This is a genomic window from Collinsella aerofaciens (genome assembly GCF_028209625.1).
GTDB lineage: Bacteria > Actinomycetota > Coriobacteriia > Coriobacteriales > Coriobacteriaceae > Collinsella > Collinsella aerofaciens_AM.
The window spans coordinates 1-25,629 of record NZ_JAQLDU010000009.1 but is presented as its reverse complement, the minus strand read 5'-3'; the positions used below and the strand labels follow the sequence as shown (position 1 = coordinate 25,629).

The window sequence follows — 25,629 nt, the reverse complement described above, 5'->3', positions numbered from 1 at the left end:
CTCGCAGCTACGAGAGCGACGTTCTCAGCAACTCGTTGAAGAGCTTCGGGTTGCCCTTGCCGCGGCTCGCCTTCATGCACTGGCCCACCAAAAAGCCGATAACCTTCTGGTTGCCGTCACGATACTGCTGCGCCTGCTCGGCACAGTTTGTCAGCACCTCGTCTACGATGGGCTGCAGTGCGCCGGCATCGCTCACCTGACGCATGCCGCGCTCGTCGACAATCTTGTTGGGGTCGTCGCCGGTCTGGGCCATGGCCTCAAAGACCTCGTGCGCCTGGTTGGAGCTGATGGCATCGGTCGCGAGCAGCTTGGCAAGCGCCGCCACCTGAGCCGGCGCGATGCCGGACTCAGTCAACGACACACCCGCGCCCTTAAGGTAGGCGATCATCTCGTTGACCAGCAGGTTTGCGACCGTCTGGGCCTCCTTGCCGGCCATACCGGCAGCGGCGGCCTCAAAGAACTCGGCAAACTCCGGGTCGCCGGCGATCTGCTCGGCATCGGCCGCCTTAATGCCAAAATCGGCCTCAAAGCGGGTGCGCTTGGCATCGGGCAGCTCCGGGATCTCGCCGCGGCAGCGATCGATGAACTCGTCGTCCAAATCGAACGGCGCTAGGTCGGGATCGGGGAACAGGCGATAGTCGTCGGCCGTCTCCTTCACGCGCATGACCACGGTGCGCTTGCGGCTGGGCTCCCAGTGGCGGGTCTCCTGGTAGATGATGCCGCCCTCCTCGAGCACCTCGGCCTGGCGGCAGATCTCGTAGGCAAGGCCATCGTGCAGGCTCTTAAACGAGTTGAGGTTCTTGAGCTCGGTCTTGGTACCCAGCTTGGTCTCGCCGCGGCGGCGCAGCGACACGTTGCCATCGCAGCGCATGGAACCCTTCTCCATGGAGCAGTCCGAAATACCCAGCGTCACAAAGATGCGACGGAGCTTCTCCATAAACAGGCGCGCCTCCTCGGGCGTACGCAAGTCGGGCTCGGTGACAAGCTCGATCAGCGGCGTACCGCAGCGGTTGTAGTCGACGAGCGACTCGGCCGCGGCGGTAATGCGGCCCTCGGCACCGCCCACGTGCACCATCTTGGCGGCATCCTCCTCCATGTGGATGCGCAGGATGCGGATGGGCACCGTGTAGGAACCGTCCTCGCGACGCTCGGGCATCTGCAGGTTGGACGCGTCGTAGCTGGCCAGATGGCCGGCACGCTGGTTGCCCTCGCGCATGGTCGACGTCATGGACGTGGACAGGCCCTCGGCGTTGGCCGAGGCGCTCGCCAGGCTCTGGGCCTCGGCCTCGCCAAACGCGCAGTCGGGGCGCTCGGCGGCACCGCGGCCGGTCACGTCCAGATCGAGGTGACCGTACATGGCAAAGGCAACCGGACCCTGCGTGGTCTGGAAGTTCTTGGCCATATCGGGATAGAAGTAGTGCTTACGGTAGAACATCGAGTGGCGCTGGATCTCGCAGTTGGTGGCGAGACCTGCCCTGACGATGCTCTCGATGGCGCGCTTGTTGGGCACCGGCAGGGCGCCGGGCAGGCCCAGGCACACCGGGCACACGTTGGCGTTGGGCTCGTCATCGTGGCTGAGCTTGCAGTTGCAGAACATCTTGGTATCGAGTGCGGTGAGCTCGGTATGGATCTCCAGGCCGATCACGGCCTCCCAATCCTGCAGGACCTCGGAAAGCTCCTTCATTACAGCTCGCCTCCCTTCCCGGCAAAATCGGGCGCGACGGAAAGCGCGGGCGCACCCGTGGCAGCATCGGCAAAGCCGCGCTCCAGGGCGCGGGCAAACGTGAGCAGCCGACGGTCCTTAAAGGCAGGACCCACCAGCTGGGCAGAAACGGGCAGTTTGCTGTCCTCGCCCAGGCCCAGCGGCACCGATATACCGCCGTTGCCGCAAATGTTGAGCGAGATGGTGTACAGGTCCGAGAGGTACATCTGCGTGGGGTCGCTGATCTCGCCAAACTTAAAGGCCGTGCGCGGCGAAGCGGGCATCAGGATGGTGTCCACCTTGGCATACGCGGCATCGTAGTCCTGCGTGATGAGCGTGCGGGCCTTTTGCGCAGCATAGTAATACTTGTCGTACACGCCCGAGGAGAGCAGGTAGGCGCCGAGCATCTGGCGACGCTTGGCCTCGGCACCAAAGCCGTGGGCGCGCGAAAGCGAGCTCTGGTCGGACAGGTTGGCGCAGCCTTCCTCCTGGTAGCCATAGCGAATGCCGTCGAAGCGTGCCAAGTTGGAGAACGCCTCGGCCGGGCCGATGACGTAGTAGGCGGCGATGGCGGCATCCAGGTGCGGCAGGTCGACCTCGACCAGCTCGGCGCCCTGGTTCTGCAGCTCCTGGGCGGCGCGCTGAACAGCGGCCTTGACCTCGGGCGTCAGGCCCTCGGCCTCCATAAACGCGGGGATGATGCCCACGCGCTTGCCCTCGATGCTGTCGTTGAGATGCTCGGTAAAGTCGACGGCGCAATCCTGGCTGGTGCAGTCGTACGGATCGTGGCCCGCGCCGGTAAGCGCGTTCATGGCCAGCGCGACATCCTCGACCGTGCGGCCAAAGGGACCCACCTGGTCGAGCGACGAGCCAAAGGCAACCACGCCGTAACGGCTCACGGCGCCATACGTGGGCTTAAAGCCCACCACGCCGCACAGCGACGCCGGCTGGCGAATGGAGCCGCCGGTGTCCGAGCCCAGCGAGAGCGCGACCTCGCCCGCGGCGACGGCGGCAGCGGAGCCGCCCGAGGAGCCGCCGGGCACGCGTTCGGTATCCCAGGGGTTGTTGGTGCGGTGGAACGCCGAGCTCTCGGTGGAGCTGCCAAAGGCAAACTCGTCCATGTTGGCCTTGCCCATGGGCAGGCAGCCGGCGTCGAGCATGCGCTGGACGCAGGTGGCGGTGTAGACGCTCTGGTAGTTCTCGAGCATGCGGGAAGCGCAGGTGGTGCGCGTGCCCACGAGGTTCATGTTGTCCTTGATGGCCAGCGGCACGCCCGCGAGCGGGGGCAGAGCCTCACCAGCGGCGCGGCGGGCGTCGATTTTGGCGGCAGCCTCAAGCGCGAGCTCGGGCGCCACCTGCAGGAATGCCTGGACCCCGCCCTCGCGCGCCTCGATGGCGGCAAGGGAGGCCTGGGCCACCTCGGTAGCGGTAAAGTCGCCGGCGGCAACGCCTGCGGCGATCTGGGCGGCGGTAAGGGAATCGAAGCTTAGCGCCATTACTCGCTCTCCCCCTCTCCCAAAATGGACGGCACGCGAAAGTAGCGGTCGCGCGCGCTGCCGGCGTTTTCGAGCGCAATGTCGAGCGGCAGGTCGCGCTCGGGCTCGCGCAGGTCATCGCCCATCACGTTGGACAGGCTTCCGATGGGATGGAACGTGGGCTCCACGTCGGGCAAGTCATATTGCAAGACGGGCTCGAGCATCTGGACGGCGTCGTTCATGTAGGACGTCATCTGGGTGAGCTCGTCATCGGTCAGTGCGATCTTTGCGTACTCGGCGATGCCTCGCACGTCTTTCTCGCTGAGTGCCATAGGCGCTCCCTTCCGCATAACAGTTAAACCGCTCTAGTATACAGGGCAACGCCGCTTGGAGCAGGTGCTTTACCCAAATGCAGCGAAAACGTAACGAGGGCGGCGGTTGGCAGGCTGCGGGCTGGCGGTTCTGCAGCGAAACCGCACCGTCCATAGCGAAAACCGTCTCGCCCACAACGAAAACCGTCCTGCCCACAGCGATAACCATCACAACATTCGACACTTTTCGTCAAAATCGAGATTTTCATCGAATGTTGTGACGGTTTGGAAGTCCCGGCCACCACAAAAGTGCCTGTCCCCATTGTGGTGGTTCTGGAGAATGTCTTATGCCGAGGCCTTGGCCTTGCGGCGCTTGCGGACCGCGTGGATCACGATGTCCAGCAGCAACAGCACAATGGCCACGACCACGATGAGCACGGCAAACTCGCGCTTGCCCCAGTGGCGGCCGGCCAGCGACTTTTGCTTGTCGACGTCCTTCTTGTTGTACTTGGTGCGCACGCAATGCACCAGCAGGCGATGGTCGTTCACGCCGTAGGGCGTGCAGGTAACGAGCGTCACCTTGTCGGCACCGGGCTCGATGGTCAGTGACTCCATCTCCTCGGGCAGCACCACCTCGGAGTCCACCATCTTGTAGGCGAGCGTCTTGTTCATGGTGTGCAGCAGCACCAGGTCGCCGGGCTCTAGCAAGCGGATGTCGTCGAACATGCTCAGATTGCGCATGCCCGAGTGCGCGGTGAGCACGCAATGCGTCGAGGTGCCGCCCACTGGCAGGCTCGTGCCCTCCAGGTGGCCGACACCCGCCATGAGGACCTCCTCGCTCGTGCCGTGGTAGATGGGCATGCTCACGTCGATGGAGGGGATTTCGATCCAGCTCATCATGGGGTCGCGGTCAAAGATGAGCTGCTGGGCGTAGGGCTCAATCTGATCGTCGGGAAGCTCGGTGACCTCACCCGCCAGCTGCTCGTTAAAGGAGCGAGCCTGGAGCAGAATGCGCTCGCGCTCCTCGGCAGACAGCGCGTCCACAGTGCTGGACACGGTGCTGATCTGGTTGAACACGCCCGAGGCCTCGAGCCGGTCCAAGATCCACGGCCAGGTCATAAGGCCCACGCCAACAAGGATGATCACGATGGTGATGAGCCGATCGGCCCAGCGCGGCAGTCGCTTGCGGCGGCGCTTGGGCTTTGGTTGAGGTTTGGGCTGAGGGCTTGAGCCGCCGTTGTCCGCGGCGTTATTGCTCTTCATATGCTTGGCGCCCTGCACCATCGCCGATCACTCCTCTACAGCTCAGGTTGTCTAAACAAATAATAGCCGATTAGCGAGCTTCTGCTGCGGGCAACGCAGCTCAGCGGCATTGCGCAGCGCGAGCATGAGCCCACATTTGAGTTTTCAAAATATCACGGATCGGCGGAGCGATTCGGGATACAATGTCAATAGGAAACGACGCATCCCGCGTAAGTACTTAGGAGCGCGGGCGGCCTAGTTTTCAGTTTTTGTTAAATGCCCGGGATCCGACCCCCGGGCATTCTTATTTGCGCTTGCGGCGCAAATGCCGTCCACCGTCCGCACCGCGCGTGCGCCTACGGACCTTAAACCGAACTTCATACGAGTCAAGAAACGCGATGACGAACGAGCCCACCGCCGCGAGGGCGGCGAGCGCGTTAAGGAATTTCAGCATTTGGGGACCTCCGATCGAGTCGTCGGCCGCCCGCGCACGGGATGCGTCGCAAAGCCATTTTACTGCGAGTGTATGCACCAACAGCTGGTAAACGCAATAATTGCAAACATCTGTTCGATAGTCATACGCTCGATCCATCGGGCAATGGAGCTTGGCTGCTATATCCAAAAAACGGGGCAAACTCCAGCGCGGAGTCTGCCCCGAAAAGAGAATGGCAAAGCAAGAACGTGGATGGACGAGAAAAGTGTCCGCAAGTCTCACGGCCATCACATCCCACCCGCCAAAGGGATGGGTGAGTGAGCGTTACTCCTGCTCGGACTCCTCAGCCTGCTTACGGCTGCGGATGAGATGAGCCACGCCGATGCACAGCACCGCGCCACCAGCGATCCAAGTGAACGTCACGCCGTTAAGGCCGGTGAGCGGGAGGCCGGAACCCTGCTTGTTTTTGACGATCAAGGCAGCAGTACCGTTGTCCGTGTTAGTCGTGTCAACCTCGACCAAATTGGAACCCCTGGTGCTCGTCTTGACCGTAATCTTGTTTTCTCCCTCTCCCTCTGCTTGGTTGAATCCAATGGCTTTGATGGTGAAGGTGAACTCGGGGATGGTGTTATAGCCGGCGAGCGTATGGGTCTCCTTGACGGTGTAGGTGCCGGCATCGAGGCCCTTGACGTTAATCTCGCCGGAGTCGGTGGTCGTGAACTCATAAGCCTCAGTACCGAGGGAGCCATTCTCCTGGACATACATGTCCTTGGATGCAATATCGTCGGGATCAGTGGCACGGATGGTGAACTTTACGCCCTTAAGTATCTTATTCTCATCCGTCGCGTCCTTCTTGACGAGCTTGAGCGCATAGGTGTAGTCGCGCACGGTGTCGGGCACAGACTCACCCCGGGAATCGTGGCCAGGGTTGTTGGAGTAGATGAGCTTGACGGTGTTGGAGTTGCCCGTGCCACCGACAACGACATGCTGGGACTTATTCGGGTCGAGCTTGGCGCTGTACGTGACAACGACCCTTGTATGCTCGCCGACAGTGACGCCGGCCGCCGTGGCGGCAGCCTTAAGATCGTCAAACTTTACGCTCAAGACCGTTCTGCCATTTGAATCGGGATCAGACACGGTCACAGAAGTAGGCGTGATCTGAGTCTCACCAATCACGGCCTTGACAGTGGACTTATCAACAGTCAAACCGGCAGACAGCTCATCGTGGAACTCATAATAGTAGGTGCTGAACGTGTCGACATTGCTTGCAACCGTGCCGGTCAGCTTGTACTGAACGGTCTGACCCATCTGGGAGTCCGCCTTGTACTTCCAGCCGTTGTCCGCACCATCGTCCTTGACCTGCTTCGTCACGGTCGGGATGCTCGTCTTCTCGGTAACGACCACTGCGTTGCCGCCCACGACTGCAAAGATCGGCGAGGTACCGGTCTGCTTCTCATTCGCACTGAGCGAGTCGGTATCGGTCATGAACAGGTAGTAGCCAGCGCTCGTAGTGGTGAAAGCGCGACCGGCGGCAAAGGAATCGCCCGTAGCGGTAACACTCTTCTCTACAGCCAAGGCAATCTTGTTAAGGATGCTGCTCTGCGGCAGACTCGTGGTATCAGTGGTATCAGTGATCTTGGAAAGGTAGTCGGCAACGTCAGAAGCGGTCGAGTCTAAGGTAATCCCTGGGGCATTATTATCAACAAGCACCTTCAGGACCGCAGTCTCTGCGTCATCACTCGCCCACTCAATGTTGGACGCAACCTTACCGGACTTTCCGTCAATAACGTCAGCCTTAAAAATCTGATACGCCTTGAACGAAGTGGAGTCATTGTCCACGGACTTGTTAATCGTGAGCGAATAGCTGGGGGCAGCACCCTCCGCAGCAAACGCCATCGTGACTGTCGCCATCACGCCGCCGAAGCTCAGGGCTGCGGTGAGGCCGGCGGTTACTGCCAGGCGTGCGATGTTCTTGGTTGTTTTCATGTTGGGACCTCTTTCTTGGAGGTTGCTTTAATTCTCGTCATCACCAAAAGTCAGCAGGCTCATTTCCCTGCGCTCTAATCGCTACGGAGGTAGTACGCCACTGAGCAAGGGGGGGGGCAATTATTTATCATGGCGACCTCCTCCCCGCTTGATGACGAGCGCGACGACAATAGCCACTACTCCGATGACGGCCAAAGCCGTTACCAACACCAACGTTCTATCTCCCGTCGAGGGCATAAAGCCTCGACTCACTTCGTTACTTGGGGTGTTAAGCACCGACAACTCGACTAAACCCTTCCCGGCATCGGCGGCATCAACTCGCAGAGGGCTTTCGGCCGATACGGTCACCTTAGGCTTGGCGGCCGCCACCTGGTCGACATCCAGGCCCTCGGCCTTGACCGTCACGCAGCACGTGCCCTCAAAGGCGGTGTAGCCCTTGGGCGCCTTGAGCTCGCGGACCTCCAGCTTGCCCGAGTCCACGCCCGAGACGGTCACGCGGCCGTCCTCGCCCGTGGTGACGGTGGCCTTGCCCTCCGCATCCCACGTGCCATCGGCCGCTAGCGTGCGGCCGCGGTCGTCGGCGATGCTCAGGACCGCCCCGGCAAGCGGCTTGTCGCCGTCGCTGCCGCGCTTGGTGAGCGCGAGATCCCAGGTGTAGGCGCACGCATCATCGCTCGGCGTGCGAGTGAAGCCGGCATCGCTGAACTGGTCGGCAAAGGGAGAGCGCGGGTAACGCAGGTAGACCTCGTTGGGGTTGCCCTTCGCGATGCCGTGGTTGCACGCGCTGTTGAGCGGCGCGTTGTACACGGCGACCACGCGGGCGCCCGCGGTGAAGGCGTCGGCCCCGCCGAGCGCGGCGATGAGGTCGCCGGTACGCACGGTGAAGGTTCCGTCAACCGCTACCTTGGTGGCGCACTGGGCCGTGATGTCGGTCCAGCCCTTCGCGGGCTCGGTGTCGGCTCGGCCGTCCTTGCCGGTCTGGACGGCGTCGAAGCCACCGTCCGCGCCCGCCGCCACGTACACGCGCATGCTCGCGGCCACCTTGGAGGGGTCGAGCCCCGCGCTCATGGTGTCGACGAACCGCACCGCGTAGGTGTCGTAGGCCGTGAGCCCCGCCGGGACCGTGGCAGAGAGGCGCCAGTACAGGTCGTCGGCGACCGTGGCGTCGGCGGCCTTCTGCCATGCGGCGGTGCTGTCCTCCAGCACGTGCTTGGCCACCTTGGGGGTCGCGGCCTTGGGCTTGACGGTGACGGCGCTGCCGCCCACCAGGGCCATGATCGGCGCGGTGCCGGCCTCGCCCTGGGCGATGGCGTCGTCGTCGGCGACGATGAGCCAGTAGCCGCAGGGCAGCTCGGCCGCCGTGCCCGCGTTGAGGGCCGCGAGCTCGGCGCCAGAGCTCTGGAGGGAACGAGCGAGCTGCGCGCTCAGCGCGCTCGTAAGGTGGGAATCGGTGTTGAGCCACTCGGCAGCTTCCTGCGCGGTGGTCTGGGAATTGGGCATGCCGGCGCTGTGCAGCACAGGCAGCGCGGCGTCGCGCACGGCGTCGCTTGCCCAGGCGAGGTCGGTGGCGATCTTGGCGTCGCTGTCGCCGTCGACGACGTTGGCGCTAAAGATCTGGTAGGCGTCGTAGCTGCGCGCCACGGTGCCGCTCACCGTGATGGAACCGGTCGAGGTCGGCGCGGCCTGCGCGGATGCGGGGAACACAACCGCGCAGGTGCCGATCAGGAGGGTAAGCAGCGCAAACAAGATCGGGAAGGAGCAAACTTTCTTATTCACGACGCTTACCTCCCTTCGCATTCGCCTTGCGACGAATGTGCATCCAGGCCGCAGCAGCGCAAAGCACCACCGCGCCGGCAAGGTACGTCAGAGTGACGCCCGACATACCAGAAAGGGGCAAAGAGGTGGAGTAGGTGTTGGTGAAGGTGGGGGTGGAACTTTCAGTGAGTTCGCGGCCCGTGTCGTTGGTCACTGGCTTGCCATCACGATCCTGAATCTGCTTGTAGGTCGCAGTGACGTCGATATGGTGGTTAGAGTCGTCAGTCGCGTTAACCGTAATCTGATAGACCGACTTGTCGTACGTATAGTGCGAGAACAGCGAACCGTCGTCTTTCTCGCGCACGTAGTACGTGAAGGTCTTGGAAGCACCACGGCCAGCGGGGCCAGACGCGAGCTGGTCGAGTTGATCGAGTTTGTAATCAATCTTGTCGAAGCTCAGGGTCTGGGACTTGTCGCCGTCGGCAGTGGTGGACTTGCTGCTAACGATATCCGTAAAATCTGTGTCGGTCGCAAGCTGGAGCGTGAACTCCTTCATCTCGCCACCCTCAACGACCTTAGTCGCCATAGGCGTCCAGGAGCCCTTCGAGTCGTACGGAGTGAACTTGTTAGTGAAAGTCGTGGAGTCACCCTCACAGATAATTGGATAATAGTCTCCACTCTTCTGCACCTTGCTCCTCGCTTTTACGTTCTCCCACTTCCCAGACGACTCGCGGAATTCGTACTTGGTTACACCGACGTTTTTAATCGTGTAGTTATGGATGTAAAGATCCTTCAGTTGGCTTGAGTTTTCTTTACTCGGAACAGACATGAGCAAGGTCTTGGTATCTTCGGCCGTCACCACAATCTTATACACGCTGGAGTCGTACGTGATGCCAGAATCACCACCGGGGTCTTCGACCAAGTAGTATGTGATTTCGTTACCCGCGCCACTCGATGCGAATTGTTCACCAAGGTCAAACGTAATGCTGCCTTCTGCATCATTTGCTGCTGTTCCAACCTCGGTGCAAACGTCGCGATTGAATGTCGTGCCAGCTGTCGTGCCAGCCAAAGGGTCGTCTGAATCCTTGCGATACACCGTAAAGGAGAACTCCCCATCATTGAGCTTGCGGCCTTCCAGCTTCTTGGTCGCCTTGAGCTTGAGGCTCGGATAGACATACGTGTCCTCAGGCGCGCCCATGTACAGGTCGCCGTTCGACATGATGCCGCCGCCATGGTTCCAGGAATGATTGCCCGTGATAAACGTCGCGCCCGCCTCTAGCGCAGCCTTTCGCGCATTGATCGCCTCGGGGTCTTGAGCCTTAACATCCGAACTCAGGCCGATGCTTTTATATACCTGCACGCCACCGTTAGCGGGGATAGTAATGGCTTTCTGGAGCTCTAAGCTTCCCCGATACTTAGCATCGCCGCCGCCAAGCATTTTGCCAATCACCGCCGCGATCGGAGTCGTATGACCCTCCGCCGCAAGGAAGAAGTCCGCGTGGCCGTTTTCGCGAAACACTTCGGCATTGTAGGCGTCGGAGTCCTGGTCCTTACCGTGACCACCGCCGGAAAGATGGGGGGTGCCGTTATTGCCTGTATTACTCACGGATTCGTAGTCGTTCGCGTTTTGCTCATTTCCGGCAGAAGTATTACCGAAAATCGCCGTGCCGTCGGTGCCTGTCACCAAAGTCTTACCCGTCGGGCAAACCGCAACGCCGCCACCGTAGCCACCGGCCTCATTGCTGCTTATATAGGAGTTATAGACAAATAGCCTACCAGCATTAGACGCGACCTTAGAATCGCCCTGGACGAAGATGCCGCCTCCACCCCAGTCAAAGCGAGACATGCAGTGGTTATTAGTGATATAGACTGGATTTGAATTTGACGTTCCTTTTATCATCGCGTCAACCATCTGGCCCACGCGAATGCCGGCACCCTCAGAGCGAAAACTCACGTTAGAGGCAATAGTTCCCCCCGTAATGTTGAGCCATGCCATTGTCTTGCGCGAGCTCGCCCCTTGGTGTTCGATGTCGGTCACATAGACGCCGCCGCCGGCTTCCTCAGAATAGTTGCCCGTGATCTGGCCGCCCGAAATGGTGACATGAGTACCGTTTTTAGCGGCAAGTCCAGCACCGCCATGATCGCCATTACCATCGTTACCACAGTAATTGGCATATTTATTGTTAGTAATGTAGCCACCAGAAACAGTAACGCTGCCGCCTTCGGCCATGATGCCGCCGCCGAAACCAACACCAGTAGCAAGCGTGCTGTTGCCGGAGATTACGCCATTAGTTATGTTGACCGTGGAGTCTTTAGCATACACACCACCGCCACTAGGAGCACTGTTGCCGGCAATTACGCCACCGGAAACCTCGAGGGTCGAATTACCGTGTATTTCAATTCCGCCGCCCGCACCCGAGCCAGAAGCTCCACACACATAGCCGCCGCGCATGTTGACGGTAGAGCCGTTCTCGGCATAGACCAAGCTGCTAACGCTGCCGCCTTGTTTTTGCGTGATCACGCCGCTCACAAGGTTAAACGTGCCGCCCTTGCCGTTGTTGTTATATAGATTGATGAGCTTTAGATTTGCGTTGCCGCCGCACGCCACGATGGCGCCTTTAATCTCAACGTCATGTTTGACAAGTGTCTCGGTTGTGCCTGTTCCGCTCGGGGACGATTCGGTCACGTAGTAGGTAAGATTAGATGGAATGTTATCGTTATCGTAAGTCAGTTCGGCATTCTTGCCATAATTGGCGGCATTCTTGTCATAATTATCGGCATTCAGGCTCTGCCCCTGATCAGCTAGCTGCTGGCCCTCGCTGACCGTCTCACCCACCTGTGCAGAATCCCTAATTGTAAGTGACGCACCACCGGCAACATTGAATAACGGCTTGTCGGCGCTCGAGTGCTTAATCTTATGACCACTTAGGTCAAGGGTGATATTGCTGCCGCCTTTGTTAAGTGTGATTTCACCAGGAAAGTCAATATCAGCCGCAAGCGTAAAGCTGGCGGTTTGATTTTCCTCAACGCCTAGAAGCTTTCCCTGCAAGTCACCGGCATTCTTGATGTCCGTGGCTGTCTCTTCGCTCGCCACAGCCTCCTCGGCTGACGAACCAGCGCCATCGTCGATCGCTTCATTTTCTTCTGCCTGCGACTCGTCCTTGGGCTGCTCCTCCTGCTGGATTTCGTCGTCGCCCGCAGCATCGTCACTATTCTGGTTTTCGGTATCCCCGTTGTTGGTGTTGCCTACATCAGTAGACTCACTTGAGGAACCCCCCCCCATCACAGTTTCCTCGGTAGAAACCGTCTGGGCATCGTTGGCAATGGCCTGCGAGATCGGAGGCATGACGAGCGACAGCACCAGGCTCAAAACGGAGGCTCCGCACAAAACGCCTGCCAGCACACGGCGCGTCGCTTTATTACTCTGCTTAGATTTATCCGAATTCGCTTTCATCGATGTCTCCTCCCCAAGAGACCGCGATCTTGCTCTTTCCCTATCAAACGTATCTGCGCAATCTGTAATTGCGCTCGCTAAGTGATGCAATTATAACGATTGTTTAAATATCTGAGCAGCAAAACCGACATTTTTGTGCAAGTTCTTAATTCTCTTGACAATTGTTTAGATTTGCCTTCGTTTATTCGCTATAAAATATCTGTTTCTACTGGTAATTAAGTTAGTTATCAGTTTTTTAATAGCATTTTATTTATTTGCACAACCTTTTGCTCAAGAGCAAACATCCTGTGAACGGTCGAAAATCGACCGTGAACGGTAGATTATTAACCGGAAGGAATATCCTACCAAACTGATGAGAATATCTTTAACCCACCGGTGGTTAGAGGCATGATGTTCAGACAACTATATTTGAATTATCGCGCAGATTTTAGGCATCAATTCGCCCAAATCGCCTGAGGCCACCACAAAGGCGCCTGTCCCCATTGCGGGGGTTCTCCCCCGGCGCTACAGCAGATGTTCCTCGACAAAGATCGCAATGCCGTCTTCGTCGTTGCTGACGGTTACAAAATCGGCGGCGGCGCGGGTGGCGGCGCTGCCGTTTGCCATGGCCACGCCAACGCCGGCGTCAGCCACCATGCAGGTGTCGTTGTCCGCATCGCCAAACACGCAGATGTTCTGGAGCTCCATGTCGTTGAGCTCTGCCACGCGCACAAGGCCGCGCGTCTTGGACACGCGCGGATCCATGAACTCGTAGAGCCGCTGCGTGGTTTGCAGAGACGCCGCCTTAACAGTGTTATCTGCAAACGTCGACGCCCGTTCAATCACCCGCGGCATCACCTCGGGCGCCATGGTAAACATCACCTTGGGCTGCGGCTCGCGCAAGAACTCGGCAAAATCGACCACCTGGTAGGGCACGCCGTCGACGCGCGACAGGTGCTCGACGCACGCGTTGCTCTCGGGCACGTAGAACACGCCGTCTCGGGGGCAGACGGGTGTTGCCGGAAGGTCCGCCATGTGCTTGCAGATGCGCGCGATGGTCTCGCCCGGCAGCGGATAGCTCAGCTCGTTGATGTCGTGCGCGCGGTCGATGACCTCGGCGCCACCGCAGCCCACCAGCACGTCCACCAGGCCTTCGATGCCCCAGAGCTCGTACATGGCCTCGGTCGCGTGGGCGTCGCGCCCGGTGCACAGGCCAAAGAGCACGCCGCGCTCGCGCAGGGCGCGGATCGCCGCCACGGTGCGCGGGGACACCGCGTGCTGGCTCGTGAGCAGTGTACCGTCGATATCGCAGAACACGGCTTTGATGTGGCTGAAGATGGTGTCCATGGGGGCCTTTCTGGGTTGTGCGGCGGTGTGGGGCGTGGTCGTGAACGGCGTACATGGTATACCAAGGCACAGGCGCGGCCCGTCAAAGCAAAAACCACCACAAAGGTGCCTGGCCCCTTTGTGGTGGTTGCGACGTTTGCGGGCCAAACCATCACAACATTCGACGTTTTTCGGCAAAATCGCGATTTTCATCGAATGTTGTGATGGGTTTTACTGCCTTGCGGCACGATCAAAATGCCGGCGCCCAAACAGCAGCAACGCCGCGGGGACTGCTGTCACGACCATGCCTGCTCCGATGAGCGTCTGCTGCACGCCAAACGTCGCCGCCAGCCACGGGGCAATCGCCAGCGGGGCCACGCCGGCAAACATATTGCCAAAGCCCATGACCGAGTTCACGCGACCGAGTTGCTCGAGCGGAGCCGTCGTTTGCACAATGGTGTTGTGGAGCGGGTTGACGACGCCCCAAGCTATGCCCAGGGCGATCTGGCCGACGAGGGCCACGCCCACGTACGGCGTCCCCACATAGAGCAGGCTTCCCAGGCCCACGGACATGAGCGCCACGAGCAAGGTTTTAAGGTTGACCAGGTGCGGCGGCAAGCGGAGCGCGAGCACGGCACCCAGCACCGCGCCTACGCCCGAGGCCGACAAGAGCCAGCCCATCCACTCAACGCCGACGCGTAGGACATCGCGATAGAAAAACGACTCGAGCGGATCGAAGGCTCCGTAGCCAAAGTTCGAAAGAAAAATGATGCAGAAAAGTAGCGCAAGGACGCTGTTGGTGAAGACTGTCTTGATGCTGGCTGCGAAGGTGGCGCGGGCGGACGTGCTGGGGTTGGAGCTTTGTCCCGCACGCTCCCCTTCCTCTGCCGAATCGGCATCCGCATGCCCGGCGACATGGCTGGTCTGCGACCTAAAGCCCCAGCCGGCAACGAGCGCCAGCACGGTAAAGAGCATCATGAGCACGAACACCGCGCGTGACGATGCAGCAGCCGCGACAAAGCCGCCCAACGTGGGTCCGACGATGATACTCACGTTTGAGAACATGGCAATGGCGGAGTTGATGTCTTTGAGCTCGACGGGGTCATTGGTGAGATAGGCCGGATAGGACGTGGCAATGGGCTGAGCGAATCCCATCGTAAAGCCTAGGAACACCGCGCCGAGCAGGACGACGCCGGTCGCGCTACCAAAAGCGATGATTGCCGTGCCAGTTGCGAGAGCGCCGATGATGCTCAGCAAGAAATGGCGGCGCGGACCCCAGGCGTCGAGCTCCGCGCCACCCGCAAAGGATCCCAGGATCACAAATACATTCATAAACAGGACAGCCAGCGATGTCGCGATGACCGAAGCGCCGTCCGCATAGGTGAGTGTTCCGATAACGCCGATAAAGTAGCTGGTCTGAAAACCGGTGTAGATGAGAAAGCGCATCGCCACCAGGCGCTTGGCCTGCACGGAAAGCGATGATTGAGGCTTTGAGAAAAGAGAGACGAGCATGGAGACTCCTTGTTTCATACGAATGTGGACGGCGGGCATTCGCCACCGTCTGTCAAATCAATCTATCCGCATGAAACATTAAGGACGCATCAAGCCCCTTTTCTCCGTTTTTCGCCCGTCATGAACTACTTGGTAGATTGTAAGGCATGTCCCACACATCTACCAAAGCAAAATCCACCACAAAGGTGCCTGGCCCCTTTGTGGTGGAAATGGCGTTTGCCCAGATAAAACCTGCCAAAATAAACCTGTCCCTTTTTGGCATGTTATGGCAGCGCAGCGAGCCGGCCCCTAAAGGTGATCTTGGATAAGGTCGCAGATGGCTCGGGCGTCGTTGATGTTGATGGCTCGGGTCGCGAAGCCGGCGTCGAAGGCCTGACGCGCCAGGGCCTCATTGCAGGCAAGCGCCAGCGTGCGACCGTCGACCAAGTCAAGCGAGCTCTTGCCGCGTAGGCGATCCACACCCGATCGCGCGACGACGATGTTGTCGAAGCCCTCGGTCTTGTAGCCCTCGATGATCACCACGTCGACATCGTTGTAGCGCGACAGCAGCTCGCGCGCGGGCATCTCGTCCTCCTCGCGCGTGTCGGCGTACTCCGCCCAGCGCGTAGCGCAGATGAGGCCCACGTGCTTTGATCCGGCTTGGTGATGGCGCCAGGTGTCCTTAGCGGGCACGTCGATATCAAAGCCGTGATGCCCATGATGCTTGAGCGAACCCACGCGCAGGCCGCGGCGGGTGAGCTCGGCGATAACCTTCTCGACGAGCGTGGTCTTGCCCGAGTTTTGGTAGCCGATAAACGCGATTGCGGGGACGGCCGGAGTGGGAGCTGCGGGCGCGACGGCGGCAGGTGCGTTCGCGGGTGCGGCACCGTCAGCGGCCACAGCCTCAACAGCAGCGGCCTGACGCTCGACACGATCCCACACGCCCGAGCGGCCGCCCTCCTTGTGCAGCAGGCGAACGTCGACGATCTCCATGCCGCGATCGACGGCCTTGCACATGTCGTAGATCGTTAGGCACGCAGCGCTCGCGCCGGTCAGCGCCTCCATCTCAATACCCGTCTTGCCCGTCACGCCCGCCGTAACCAGTACGTGAAAACCAACCTGCCCGTCCGCGCGCGCCGGCGCCCAGCCCTCGGGCACGTCATCGGCCGGCGTCCCCGCCGGAGCGATGGGCGCAATGTCGCACTTGCTCTTGGTAATGAGCAACGGATGGCACATGGGAATGATGTCGCTCGTGCGTTTGATGGCCATAATGCCCGCCACGCGCGCGCAGGCGAGCACGTCACCTTTTTTGGCGCGATCCTGCAGCACCATGGCTTGCGTCTCGGGGTGCATGAGGATGGTGCCCTCGGCGATGGCGGTGCGATGGGTCTCGGCCTTGTCGGACACGTCGACCATGCGTACCTCGCCCTTGGCGTCCACATGCGTCAGCTCGTCGCGACGGGCGTCACGGGCGGGCTCGGCTGCAGCGCTGGCAGACGGCTGTGCGGACGCGTCGGCGTTGCCAGCATTCGCCGCAGCCGTGACTTTGTGGGCAGACATCGCGGCCCTGCGAGCGGCCTTGGTGGCATCGGCGTACCTGATCTTGGCCATATGATCATCCTCCGATTTGGGACATAAATCGTTGCGTGCCCTCAATTATCGCGTGTTCCTGCGGTTTGTGGGCCACGGCATCGCGCCAAATCGAAAGTACCTGCATATCATCACCACGGCGCAGGGCGTCGCGCACCGAATACTCGGCATCGCTGAACAGGCACGGACGCACGTTGCCATCGGCCGTCAGGCGCAGACGGTTGCAATTCGCACAAAAATGGTTGGACATGGCGCTGATAAAGCCGACCGTTCCCGCCGCGCCCGGAAAATGCCAATAGCGCGCAGGGCCCGCGCCGGCAGGAGCGTCGTTGATGTCGAGCGGCCCGAGCTCGCCCAGCCCCGTCGCGGCGGCCCCGGCATTGATGCGCGCCCGTAGCTCGTCGCTCGGCACGGTATCGCTCGCGTCCCACAACTCGGGATTGAGCGTGGGCGCATGCGGGTCCACAGCGCAATGCGAGCTCGTGTGTTCGTCGCCAATGGGCATGTATTCGATAAAGCGCAGGTGGATGGGACGGTCGAGCGTGAGCCGCGCGAGGGCCGCCACATCTTGGTTGAGCCGGCGCACCACAACGCAGTTGACCTTAACGGGCTCAAAGCCCCAGGCCAGCGCCGCGTCGATGCCAGCCATGGTCTGCTCGAGCCGACCCAGGCGCGTAATCTTTCCAAACAGCGTAGGGTCGAGCGTGTCGAGCGAGATGTTGACGCGGTTAAGGCCGGCATCTTTGAGCTGCGGTGCCAGCTTGGGCAGCAGGGCGCCATTGGTAGTAAGCGAGATGTCCTCGATCTGCGGAATCGCGCGGATGTCGCGAATGAGCGGAATGATACGGCGGCTGACCAGCGGCTCGCCGCCCGTCAGGCGTACGCGGCGAATGCCCTCCCCCGTCACCAAGCGCACAAAGCGGGCGATTTCCTCGGCACTGAGCAGCTCGTCGTGCGCGCGGGGTGCCACGCCATCGGCCGGCATGCAGTAAATGCAGCGGAAATTGCACTTGTCGGTAACGGCAATGCGCAGGTAATTGATATCGCGACCAAAGCCGTCATGTTGCACGTGCCCGTCCACGCAGCCCTCCCCTCACGCGGCGTTTTATTCTTCGGAAAACATAATACCCCACGGGAGAATCATGCCGACACCCGTACGACAGGACAGGTCGCTTCGAGCAAAACGGACTTTCCAAGCCCATCCTCAGCATACAAACCATCACAACATTCGATGCTTTTCCCGTTTTTGGCAAAAAACGTCGAATGTTGTGATGGTTTGCCTGCCCACGGCACCCCGTAGAAGGACCGGAACGTCCCTAAAGGACGCCGTCCCAGTGCCGAATCACGAATTCTCGCAGGTCGTTCTGCCGCTTTTGGAACGCTTCGCTTCGGTCGCACTTGAGACCCATAGCGAGCGCGATGGCGTTCATCGCCCGGTGCAATTGCAGCTGGTGGGCAAACTGAGTCCCGGTGAGGACGATCATCCTAAAGCCCAGCGCGCTCAGCACGGTCATACGCTCCGCATCCGACGCGCTGCGCTGTTTATCAAGATGGTCCGAACCGTTGTATTCAATCCCCGTACCGCTCGCAGGCGCATATACGTCGATCTCGAAATACCCGGCCTTAGCGAGATACTTGAACTCGTTGGGAACATCGACCCGATGGTTGAGCTCGATCTTGACGTATCCCAGCCCGCCCTGGGAACGTTTTGCTACGACCATGATTGCGGTGGCCGTCTCCATGGGCGACCGCGCGCCATCGTGCACGCGCTTGAGCACGGCGGCCGCGCGTATGGCCCCCTGACGAGATCGGTTCTCATTGCAATAGGCAATCAAGTCGGCAACGGTATACCTCTGCCCCATCTCGATATATTCGTCCGTCGACAGATGATTCAAATGGTATCGGGCGCAGATTTCGTAGCCATATTCCAGCTGCTCGGGTTCGTTCATCCACGAACCCGCTTGGACAAAGCACATGACCCCATCAACCACCAGAAGGCCCTCTGCCACCTCGATAAGATGGTCTGAAGGTATCGGCGCTCCAAACACGTGGCACCTAAATCCAGCCGGCGTCGAGCGCTCAAAATCGAAGTTGACGAGTGTGTCGATATGATCGAGCTCTTCTCGTGGAATACCAAGCGAAACCAGATAGTCGGTAACGATTCCAACTGCCGTTGAAGCCCTCAGCCCCTTGGCATCGAGCCCCAATTTGGGCAGGTCCGCAATCGGCTCCGCCTCGTTAGCAAGCGAGTCCTCATCGTATAGGCTGCTTGCTCGCGAGAGCGGCTCGGACGGGCGCGCCACGTTGTGGTACAGCCAGGCAGTCTTATAGGACAGGACGATCGGCAGGTCCATGAGCCCTCCAATGGAGTCGGATAACCAACCTTATTCCCCTGCCCACGGGTCCGCACACCTTCGTGCGCAAGAAAGCGATTCCACCCGATCGAGTGGTAGAAAAACCATCGCAACATTCGATGCTTTTCCCGATTTTGGCAAAAAACGTCGAATGTTGTGATGGTTTGAGGCGAGGTGAGGAGCATGGAGGGGTCAAAGCATCGTGCTCGAACGGGTTAATCCAACTCTTTTAAGCCATGCGCCAGCTGCCAGTACTCGCCGTGCTGAGCGAGCAGCTCTTCGTGCGTGCCGCGCTCGATGATGCGGCCGTGTTCGAGGACCATGATGGCGTCGGCGTCGCGGACGGTGGACAGGCGGTGCGCGATCATAAACGTGGTGCGTCCGCGCATGATGCGGTCCATGCCGCGCTCGATGAGCTTTTCGGTACGCGTGTCGATGCTCGAAGTGGCCTCGTCCAGGATGAGCACCGGCGGATCGGCAACGGCCACGCGCGCGATGGCGAGCAGCTGGCGCTGGCCCTGCGACAGGTTGGCGCCATCGGCCGTGACCGGCGTGTCGTACCCTCTAGGCAGGCGGCGGATAAACGAATCCGCGCAGGCAGCCTCGGCGGCGGCGCGCACCTCCTCGTCGGTCGCGTCGAGCTTGCCAAAGCGGATGTTCTGCGCAATGGTGCCGCTAAACAAGTGCGTGTCCTGCAGCACAATGCCGAGCGACCCGCGCAGGCTGGCCTTGGCAATGTGCTTGACGTCGATGCCGTCGTACGTGATCTCGCCGTCATCGACCTCGTAGAAGCGGTTGATGAGGTTGGTGATGGTCGTCTTTCCGGCGCCCGTCGAGCCCACAAACGCGATCTTTTGCCCCGGCTTGGCAAACAGGTTGAGGTCCGTGAGCACACGGGTGCCCGGCACGTAGGAAAAGTCCACGGCATGGAAGCGCACGTCGCCGGCAAGCGGGACCAAGCCGCACGTGAGCTCGGTACCGTCGGCGGCCACCGCGCGGCCCGACTCATCAACGGCAGCCACATCATGCAGGTGCCCGTACGAGCCCACGCCCTGGCCCTCGGGAATCTTCCATGCCCACGCGGCGTCGCCCGTCTGCACCAGCTCCACGCAGCCCTCGTCCACCTCGGGCTCAAGATCCATGGCGGCAAACAGACGCTCGGCACCGGCCAGCGCGTTGAGCAAGAAGTTGCCCAGCTGCGTAAACTGGTTGATAGGCATGGCGGCCTGACGCACAAAGACCAGGTAGCTTGCGAGCGCACCTACGTCGGCGAGCCCCTTGATGCAGAGCATGCCGCCCGCCACGGCGACGATGGCGTAGTTGGCATAGCCAATCACCACGGTCATGGGAACCATGGAGTTGGCGTAAGCCTGCGCGGCGCCACCGGTGCGGCGCAGCTCTTGGTTACGCACGTCAAAACCAGCCACGTTGGCCTGCTCGTGATTAAAGACCTTGATGACCTTTTGGCCCGAGACCATCTCCTCGACGTATCCGTCCAAATCGCCCAGCGACGCCTGTTGGGCGGCAAAAAAGCGCTTGGAACGCATGCCCGAGTAGCGCGCATACAGCACAATGGCCACATCGCACACGAGCGTGATAATCGTGAGCTGCCAGTTGAGGATGATGAGCATGGCCGTGGTGCCCACAACCTGAATGGCGGCCTGAATCACGTTGGCAAAGCTGTTGTTGAGCGCCTCGGAGACGGTGTCGACGTCGTTGGTGAAAAAGCTCATGATGTCGCCCGAGCGCGTGCTGTCAAAATAACTGAGCGGCAACGCCTGGATGTGCGCGAACAGGTCGCGGCGAATATCGGACACCACGCGTTGGGCCGCACGCACCATGATCTGTGAGTAGCCCAGGGCCGAGAGCACGCCCGCAGCGTAGATGACAGCGGTAAAGATAACCTGCCTAGCGAGCAGTTCCTCGCCGCCCGTTGCCAAACCGTTGACGATGGGGCGCACCATGTAGGTACCGGCAAGGCTTGCGATGGCGGCGACGGAGGCGAGCACGCCCACCGCGAGCAACGAGAACTTGGCGTGACCCATGTAGGAGAGCAAGCGGCGGAGCGTCTGCGTCAGATTGGCGGGGCGGGCCTGAGCGGATGTCTTAGGCATGTTGCTCGCCTCCTTCCGTGGCTTGAATTGATCCGCTGGAACCAGAGGAAGACGGGGCATCTGCGCCTTCGGCGATGCCCGCATCCCCCGCAAACTCCATCTGCGAGGCGTAAATCTCCTGATAAATGGCATCGCCCGCCAGCAGTTCCTCGTGCGTGCCCACGCCGTGGACACGACCGTCGTCCAACACCACAATGCAATCGGCATCCATGACGCTCGCAATGCGCTGCGCAATGACAATCACCGTCGTGTTGGGAATCTGAGCGATATGCTCGCGGATCTTGGCGTCGGTCGCCATATCGACCGCGCTGGTCGAATCGTCAAAGATGAGCACACGCGGATGCTTGAGCAATGTACGCGCGATGCACAGGCGCTGCTTCTGCCCGCCCGAGACACCGGCACCGCCCTGGCCCAGATAGCCGTCCAGCCCGCCGATGCGATCGAGGAACTCATCCACGCACGCCGCGCGGCAAGCCGCGAGGAGCTCATTGTCCGACGCCTGTGGATTGCCCCACTGCAGGTTCTCGCGCACGGTACCCGTAAACAGCACGTTCTTTTGCAGCACGATACCCACGGCGTCGCGCAGGGCAACCAGGTCGTAATCGCGCACATCGCGCCCGCCCACGAGTACGGCGCCTTCGGTGGCGTCGTACAGGCGCGCGATCAGCTGCACAAGCGAACTCTTGCCCGAGCCCGTGCCGCCGAGCACGCCCACCGTGGAGCCTGCCTCAATGCAAAGGTCAATATGCTCGAGCACATCCTCGGCAGCATCCGCGCGGTACTTAAACGACACGTCGCGAAACTCGATGCTTCCGTCGGCCACCCCGTGCACGGCAGCGGCAGCGTCGGGCGCTTGGATAAGCGAACGCTCGTCGAGCACCCGCGAGATGCGCTCCACGCTGGCAAGTGCGCGGGTGAGCAGCAAAAACACGTTGGAGATCATCATGAGCGAGTTCATGATCAACAGCACATAGCTCATAAAGCCTGTGAGCGAGCCCACGCCGAGCTCGCCGGCAAGGATCATGCGACCGCCGATCCACAGAATGGAAAGCGCCGCCACGTACATCGACAGCTGAAACACCGGCAGGTTGAGCACGGCGTTGCCGAAGGTCTTCGTCGCCGTATGCGCGAGCTCGGTATTGACGGCGTCGAACTTGGCCTCCTCGTGCTCGGCACGCACGTACGCCTTGACGGCGCGCACGGCGGTGAGGTCCTCCTGCACCACACAGTTGAGATGGTCCATCGAGGTCTGCAGCTGGCGGTAGAGCGGACTGACGCGATAGGTGATAACGCCCAGCACGATCGCCAGCACCGGCAGGATGATCGCGAAAACGGTGGCGAGCGGACGCGACAGCACCAGCGCATAGACCAAGCCGACGATGAGCGTCACGGGACCGCGCACCATGGGGCGAAAGCCATTGCCGATGGCATTTTGGATGACGGTGATATCGGTAGTCATGCGGGTGACGAGCGAGCTGGCGTCGTAGTTATCCAGATTGCCAAAAGCGAGCGTCTGGATCTTGCGGTACTCCGCCTCGCGCAAGTTAGCGCCCAGCCCCGAGGCGACGCGAGCAGACGTGCGTGCATAGCCCAAGCCAAGTACCAGCGAACATGCGGCGCATACCAACATATACGTGCCCTGCAACAGCATGTAGTTGATGTCGCCCGCGGGCACGCCCACGTCGATGATATTTGCCATGATGACCGGAATAAATAGCTCGAGCGCTGTCTCGGCCGTCACAAAGAACACGCCGAGCATGGCATCGCGACGGTATGCCCCCAGATAGGAAAACAAAATCTTGAGATTGCGCACGCAGGTTCATCCCCCATCAAACGTTGTTCGCAAACCCACGTATTATGGCGCGCCGTGCGGCGGTGTCAAGTGTTCCGAAATCGATTTCTGCAAGGCTAGTACAGGCGCCATGCTCACAGGGTGCACGTCCGTATTCAATTGGAAATGAACGCGAGTGTGACTTTTTCGCCCCACTGCCAACATAAACCTTGACTCTATAATCGTTGTAGGGTTTTCACTACACTGGTAGCAAAACAAACCCAGCCAGAAAGCCCCACCTATGGAACACGACCTCACACGCGGCAATGTCCTCAAGACCATCGCGGTCTTTGCCCTGCCTTATATGCTCTCGTACTTTTTGCAGATGCTCTACGGCATGGCCGATCTGTACATGATGGGGCAGTTTAGCGGCGCTGCCGGCATCACCGCCGTGGGCAACGGCGCACAGACGCTCTATATCATTACCGTGACACTCGTTGGTCTGGCCATGGGAACGACGGTCATCGTCGGCCACGCCGTGGGCTCGCGCCGCTTCGATCGCGCCGAGACCGCCATCGGCAATACCATCACGCTCTTTATGGGTGTCTCGGTGGTACTGGCCGCTGTCCTGCTCGCGCTTTGCCCGCAGATCGTGGCGCTCATTGGCACTCCCGCCGAAGCCGTCGAAGGCACTGCCGCCTACCTGCGTATCTGCTTTATCGGCATTCCCTTTATCGCCGCGTACAACATTCTTTCAGCCATCTTTCGCGGGCTGGGCGATTCGCGCTCGCCCATGTACGTAATTGGCGTGGCATGCATCATCAACATCGCGCTCGATTTTCTGTTTATCGGCCACATGGGGCTCGGCCCCGTGGGCGCGGCGCTCGGCACGGTGACCGCGCAGACGGCCAGCGTTGCCCTCGCGCTCGTGTGGCTCAAGAGCCGCCGCACGAACATCCACGTTAAGCGCAGCGACCTGCGCCCGCAGCCCGAGGTGCTCGGTAGCATTCTTAAGATCGGCGTGCCCGTGGCCGTGCAGGACGGCTGCATCCAGGTGGCGTTTATGTTCATCACCGTCATCGCCAACCACCGCGGTCTGGTCGACGCCGCCGCCGTGGGCCTGGTCGAAAAGATGATCAGCTTTTTGTTCATTGTGCCGAGTTCCATGGGCGCTACCGTCAGCGCGCTCACGGCGCAAAATGCCGGCGCGGGCAAGGGCGATCGCGCGCGTCAGGTACTCAAGGACGCCATGACCATCTCGGTGGTGTACGGCTGCCTGATCACGGTGCTGATGTGGCTGGTGGCGCCGGCGTTTATCGGCTTTTTTGCCAAGGACGCTGCAGTAGTCGCCGCCGGTACCGGCTATATGCGCAGCTATATTTTCGACGCGATCTTTGCCGGCATCCACATTTGCTTTAGCGGCTTTTTCGCTGCGTATGGCAAGAGCTACATTGGCTTTGCGCACAACGTGCTGGCCGTGGTGCTCATTCGCGTGCCCGGCGCATGGCTGCTGTCGAACGCCTATTCCGACACGCTGTTCCCCATGGGCATCGCCTCACCGTGCGGGTCGATTCTGTCGGCGGGCATCTGCGTGATTGCATTTACCGTGCTCAACCGGCGCGGGGCTTTTGACAAGCTGGTGGCGTAGCGGGGCGACGCGGGCCTAGCGCCTCTCCCCTGTTTTTACCGAAAGGAGTGGTCCTGTGACCGACATGCCAAGTGAACACACCGAGGGCCTGCTCCGCATTGGCGAGGTGGCGCGCCTGCTCAATTTAAGCGTGGGCACACTGCGTCATTACGAGCAGATGGGGCTGTTGGAGCCGGCATATGTCGATCCGGCAAGTGGGTACCGCTACTACGGATCGCGGCAGCTCTCCACCCTCAACACCATCGGCAACCTGCGCGTTCTCGACTTGCCGCTGGCGCAGATTCGCGAGTTTGCCACTACGCGCGATATGGATTTGATACAACGGCAACTGACCAAGCAACAGGAGTTAATTGAGCACAGGCGGCGTGAGTTGGAGCGCATGTCGCGCAAGATTGACCAGCGGCTTGCCTTGCTTCATGGCGCTTTGAATGCTGATCTCGACACCATTAGCGAAATCGAGGAACCCGAACTTCGCTGCGCCACGCTGCACGAGCGCGTCAATCCCACCGACGCCTATTCGCTGGGATGGCATATCCGCCAGCTTCAGCAGGGGCAGCACGAAACCTTTGCCTATCTGGGCAATCTGGGTGTGGGCATCGCGCCCGAACGCCTCGCCGCCGGCGACTTTGATGGCTACGACGAGGTCTTCCTGCTGCTCGATGACACCGATGATTACTTGGGCGACGTTGAGACGCGACCTGCCGCGCGCTGCCTGACCATAAGCTTCCGCGGCACGCACGGGCAAGCAGCCCCGCGCTATAAGCAGCTGCTCGGCTATATGCGCGAGCACAACCTGGCGCCCACCGGGCCTTCGCGCGAAATCGCCCTTATCGACGACATCATCAGCGATGACCCCGCGACCTACGTGACGCAGATCACGGTGCCGGTTGCCCCAGCAAAGTAAGAACCGCCTGGAAGGCATTGAACTGCCTCCCATTTCTTGGACACAAGAAATGGGAGGCCTTTTTATGGCTGGAAACGCTTTGTACGACGTCGGG

The 25,629-nt window shown here is 60.4% G+C and carries 17 protein-coding genes; 2 read left to right on the top strand and 15 right to left on the bottom strand.

Annotated elements, in window-relative coordinates:
• Nucleotides 1-7: 7 nt before the first annotated feature.
• The 15 genes from gatB to PMW70_RS05530 form a co-directional block, all read right to left on the bottom strand.
• Nucleotides 8-1,684 carry an Asp-tRNA(Asn)/Glu-tRNA(Gln) amidotransferase subunit GatB gene (gene gatB, locus PMW70_RS05600; RefSeq protein WP_271744117.1) on the bottom strand — a complete coding sequence of 559 codons (1,677 nt, stop codon included), beginning with the start codon at nt 1,682-1,684 and terminating at the stop codon, nt 8-10.
• On the bottom strand, nt 1,684-3,198 hold the full coding sequence (gene gatA / locus PMW70_RS05595; RefSeq protein ID WP_271744116.1) for an Asp-tRNA(Asn)/Glu-tRNA(Gln) amidotransferase subunit GatA: 1,515 nt from the start codon (nt 3,196-3,198) through the stop codon (nt 1,684-1,686). The genes gatB and gatA overlap by 1 nt, the downstream gene beginning before the upstream one ends.
• On the bottom strand, nt 3,198-3,509 hold the full coding sequence (gene gatC, locus PMW70_RS05590; RefSeq protein WP_118094387.1) for an Asp-tRNA(Asn)/Glu-tRNA(Gln) amidotransferase subunit GatC: 312 nt from the start codon (nt 3,507-3,509) through the stop codon (nt 3,198-3,200). Before gatC ends, gatA begins: the two co-directional genes overlap by 1 nt.
• Before the next feature lie 324 nt (nt 3,510-3,833).
• A complete protein-coding gene (locus PMW70_RS05585; protein ID WP_271744115.1) occupies nt 3,834-4,751 on the bottom strand; it encodes a class C sortase in 918 nt (305 codons plus the stop codon).
• 283 nt (nt 4,752-5,034) lie between these two features.
• A complete protein-coding gene (locus PMW70_RS05580; protein WP_199580501.1) occupies nt 5,035-5,184 on the bottom strand; it encodes a hypothetical protein in 150 nt (49 codons plus the stop codon).
• A 303-nt stretch (nt 5,185-5,487) separates the two neighbouring features.
• A complete protein-coding gene (locus PMW70_RS05575) occupies nt 5,488-7,149 on the bottom strand; it encodes an isopeptide-forming domain-containing fimbrial protein (protein WP_271744114.1) in 1,662 nt (553 codons plus the stop codon).
• A gap of 120 nt (nt 7,150-7,269) precedes the next feature.
• Entirely contained in the window at nt 7,270-8,925 is a 1,656-nt protein-coding gene (locus PMW70_RS05570) for a SpaA isopeptide-forming pilin-related protein (protein WP_271744113.1), read from the bottom strand.
• Complete coding sequence (locus tag PMW70_RS05565) at nt 8,918-12,358, bottom strand: Spy0128 family protein (RefSeq protein ID WP_271744112.1); 3,441 nt, start codon at nt 12,356-12,358, stop codon at nt 8,918-8,920. The genes PMW70_RS05570 and PMW70_RS05565 overlap by 8 nt, the downstream gene beginning before the upstream one ends.
• A 504-nt stretch (nt 12,359-12,862) precedes the next feature.
• Nucleotides 12,863-13,684 carry an HAD family hydrolase gene (locus tag PMW70_RS05560; RefSeq protein WP_271744111.1) on the bottom strand — a complete coding sequence of 274 codons (822 nt, stop codon included), beginning with the start codon at nt 13,682-13,684 and terminating at the stop codon, nt 12,863-12,865.
• Between the two features lie 210 nt (nt 13,685-13,894).
• On the bottom strand, nt 13,895-15,175 hold the full coding sequence (locus tag PMW70_RS05555) for an MFS transporter (RefSeq protein WP_271744110.1): 1,281 nt from the start codon (nt 15,173-15,175) through the stop codon (nt 13,895-13,897).
• Between the two features lie 288 nt (nt 15,176-15,463).
• A complete protein-coding gene (gene mobB / locus PMW70_RS09755) occupies nt 15,464-16,765 on the bottom strand; it encodes a molybdopterin-guanine dinucleotide biosynthesis protein B (protein WP_271744109.1) in 1,302 nt (433 codons plus the stop codon).
• Nucleotides 16,766-16,769: 4 nt separating this feature from the next.
• The gene (moaA, locus tag PMW70_RS05545) at nt 16,770-17,825 is read right to left on the bottom strand and encodes a GTP 3',8-cyclase MoaA (protein WP_271744108.1); all 1,056 of its coding nucleotides are present in this window, start codon (nt 17,823-17,825) and stop codon (nt 16,770-16,772) included.
• A gap of 235 nt (nt 17,826-18,060) precedes the next feature.
• Nucleotides 18,061-19,098, bottom strand: a complete 1,038-nt coding sequence (locus tag PMW70_RS05540; protein ID WP_271744107.1) for a hypothetical protein — start codon at nt 19,096-19,098, stop codon at nt 18,061-18,063.
• Between the two features lie 215 nt (nt 19,099-19,313).
• Nucleotides 19,314-21,212, bottom strand: coding sequence for an ABC transporter ATP-binding protein (locus PMW70_RS05535; RefSeq protein ID WP_271744106.1), 1,899 nt, complete (start codon nt 21,210-21,212; stop codon nt 19,314-19,316).
• Nucleotides 21,205-22,971, bottom strand: a complete 1,767-nt coding sequence (locus tag PMW70_RS05530) for an ABC transporter ATP-binding protein (RefSeq protein ID WP_271744168.1) — start codon at nt 22,969-22,971, stop codon at nt 21,205-21,207. The genes PMW70_RS05535 and PMW70_RS05530 overlap by 8 nt, the downstream gene beginning before the upstream one ends.
• A gap of 313 nt (nt 22,972-23,284) precedes the next feature.
• Between PMW70_RS05530 and PMW70_RS05525 the strand changes: the two genes are divergently transcribed.
• Nucleotides 23,285-24,631: an MATE family efflux transporter gene (locus PMW70_RS05525; protein WP_055252511.1), complete on the top strand. Its 1,347-nt coding sequence runs from the start codon at nt 23,285-23,287 to the stop codon at nt 24,629-24,631.
• 64 nt (nt 24,632-24,695) lie between these two features.
• Complete coding sequence (locus PMW70_RS05520; RefSeq protein WP_271744166.1) at nt 24,696-25,535, top strand: MerR family transcriptional regulator; 840 nt, start codon at nt 24,696-24,698, stop codon at nt 25,533-25,535.
• Nucleotides 25,536-25,629 lie beyond the last annotated feature (94 nt).

Excerpts from the sequence above, each read along its gene's own strand:
- gatA (WP_271744116.1), bottom strand. The coding sequence starts at position 3,198 with ATGGCGCTAAGCTTCGATTCCCTTACCGCCGCCCAGATCGCCGCAGGC.
- PMW70_RS05525 (WP_055252511.1), top strand. The coding sequence starts at position 23,285 with ATGGAACACGACCTCACACGCGGCAATGTCCTCAAGACCATCGCGGTC.
- mobB (WP_271744109.1), bottom strand. The coding sequence starts at position 16,765 with ATGGCCAAGATCAGGTACGCCGATGCCACCAAGGCCGCTCGCAGGGCC.
- PMW70_RS05555 (WP_271744110.1), bottom strand. The coding sequence starts at position 15,175 with ATGCTCGTCTCTCTTTTCTCAAAGCCTCAATCATCGCTTTCCGTGCAG.
- PMW70_RS05535 (WP_271744106.1), bottom strand. The coding sequence starts at position 21,212 with ATGCCTAAGACATCCGCTCAGGCCCGCCCCGCCAATCTGACGCAGACG.
- PMW70_RS05580 (WP_199580501.1), bottom strand. The coding sequence starts at position 5,184 with ATGCTGAAATTCCTTAACGCGCTCGCCGCCCTCGCGGCGGTGGGCTCG.
- PMW70_RS05540 (WP_271744107.1), bottom strand. The coding sequence starts at position 19,098 with ATGGACCTGCCGATCGTCCTGTCCTATAAGACTGCCTGGCTGTACCAC.
- gatC (WP_118094387.1), bottom strand. The coding sequence starts at position 3,509 with ATGGCACTCAGCGAGAAAGACGTGCGAGGCATCGCCGAGTACGCAAAG.
- PMW70_RS05585 (WP_271744115.1), bottom strand. The coding sequence starts at position 4,751 with ATGAAGAGCAATAACGCCGCGGACAACGGCGGCTCAAGCCCTCAGCCC.
- PMW70_RS05520 (WP_271744166.1), top strand. The coding sequence starts at position 24,696 with ATGCCAAGTGAACACACCGAGGGCCTGCTCCGCATTGGCGAGGTGGCG.
- PMW70_RS05575 (WP_271744114.1), bottom strand. The coding sequence starts at position 7,149 with ATGAAAACAACCAAGAACATCGCACGCCTGGCAGTAACCGCCGGCCTC.
- PMW70_RS05560 (WP_271744111.1), bottom strand. The coding sequence starts at position 13,684 with ATGGACACCATCTTCAGCCACATCAAAGCCGTGTTCTGCGATATCGAC.
- PMW70_RS05565 (WP_271744112.1), bottom strand. The coding sequence starts at position 12,358 with ATGAAAGCGAATTCGGATAAATCTAAGCAGAGTAATAAAGCGACGCGC.
- gatB (WP_271744117.1), bottom strand. The coding sequence starts at position 1,684 with ATGAAGGAGCTTTCCGAGGTCCTGCAGGATTGGGAGGCCGTGATCGGC.
- PMW70_RS05530 (WP_271744168.1), bottom strand. The coding sequence starts at position 22,971 with ATGCTCGGCGTGTTCTTTGTGACGGCCGAGACAGCGCTCGAGCTATTT.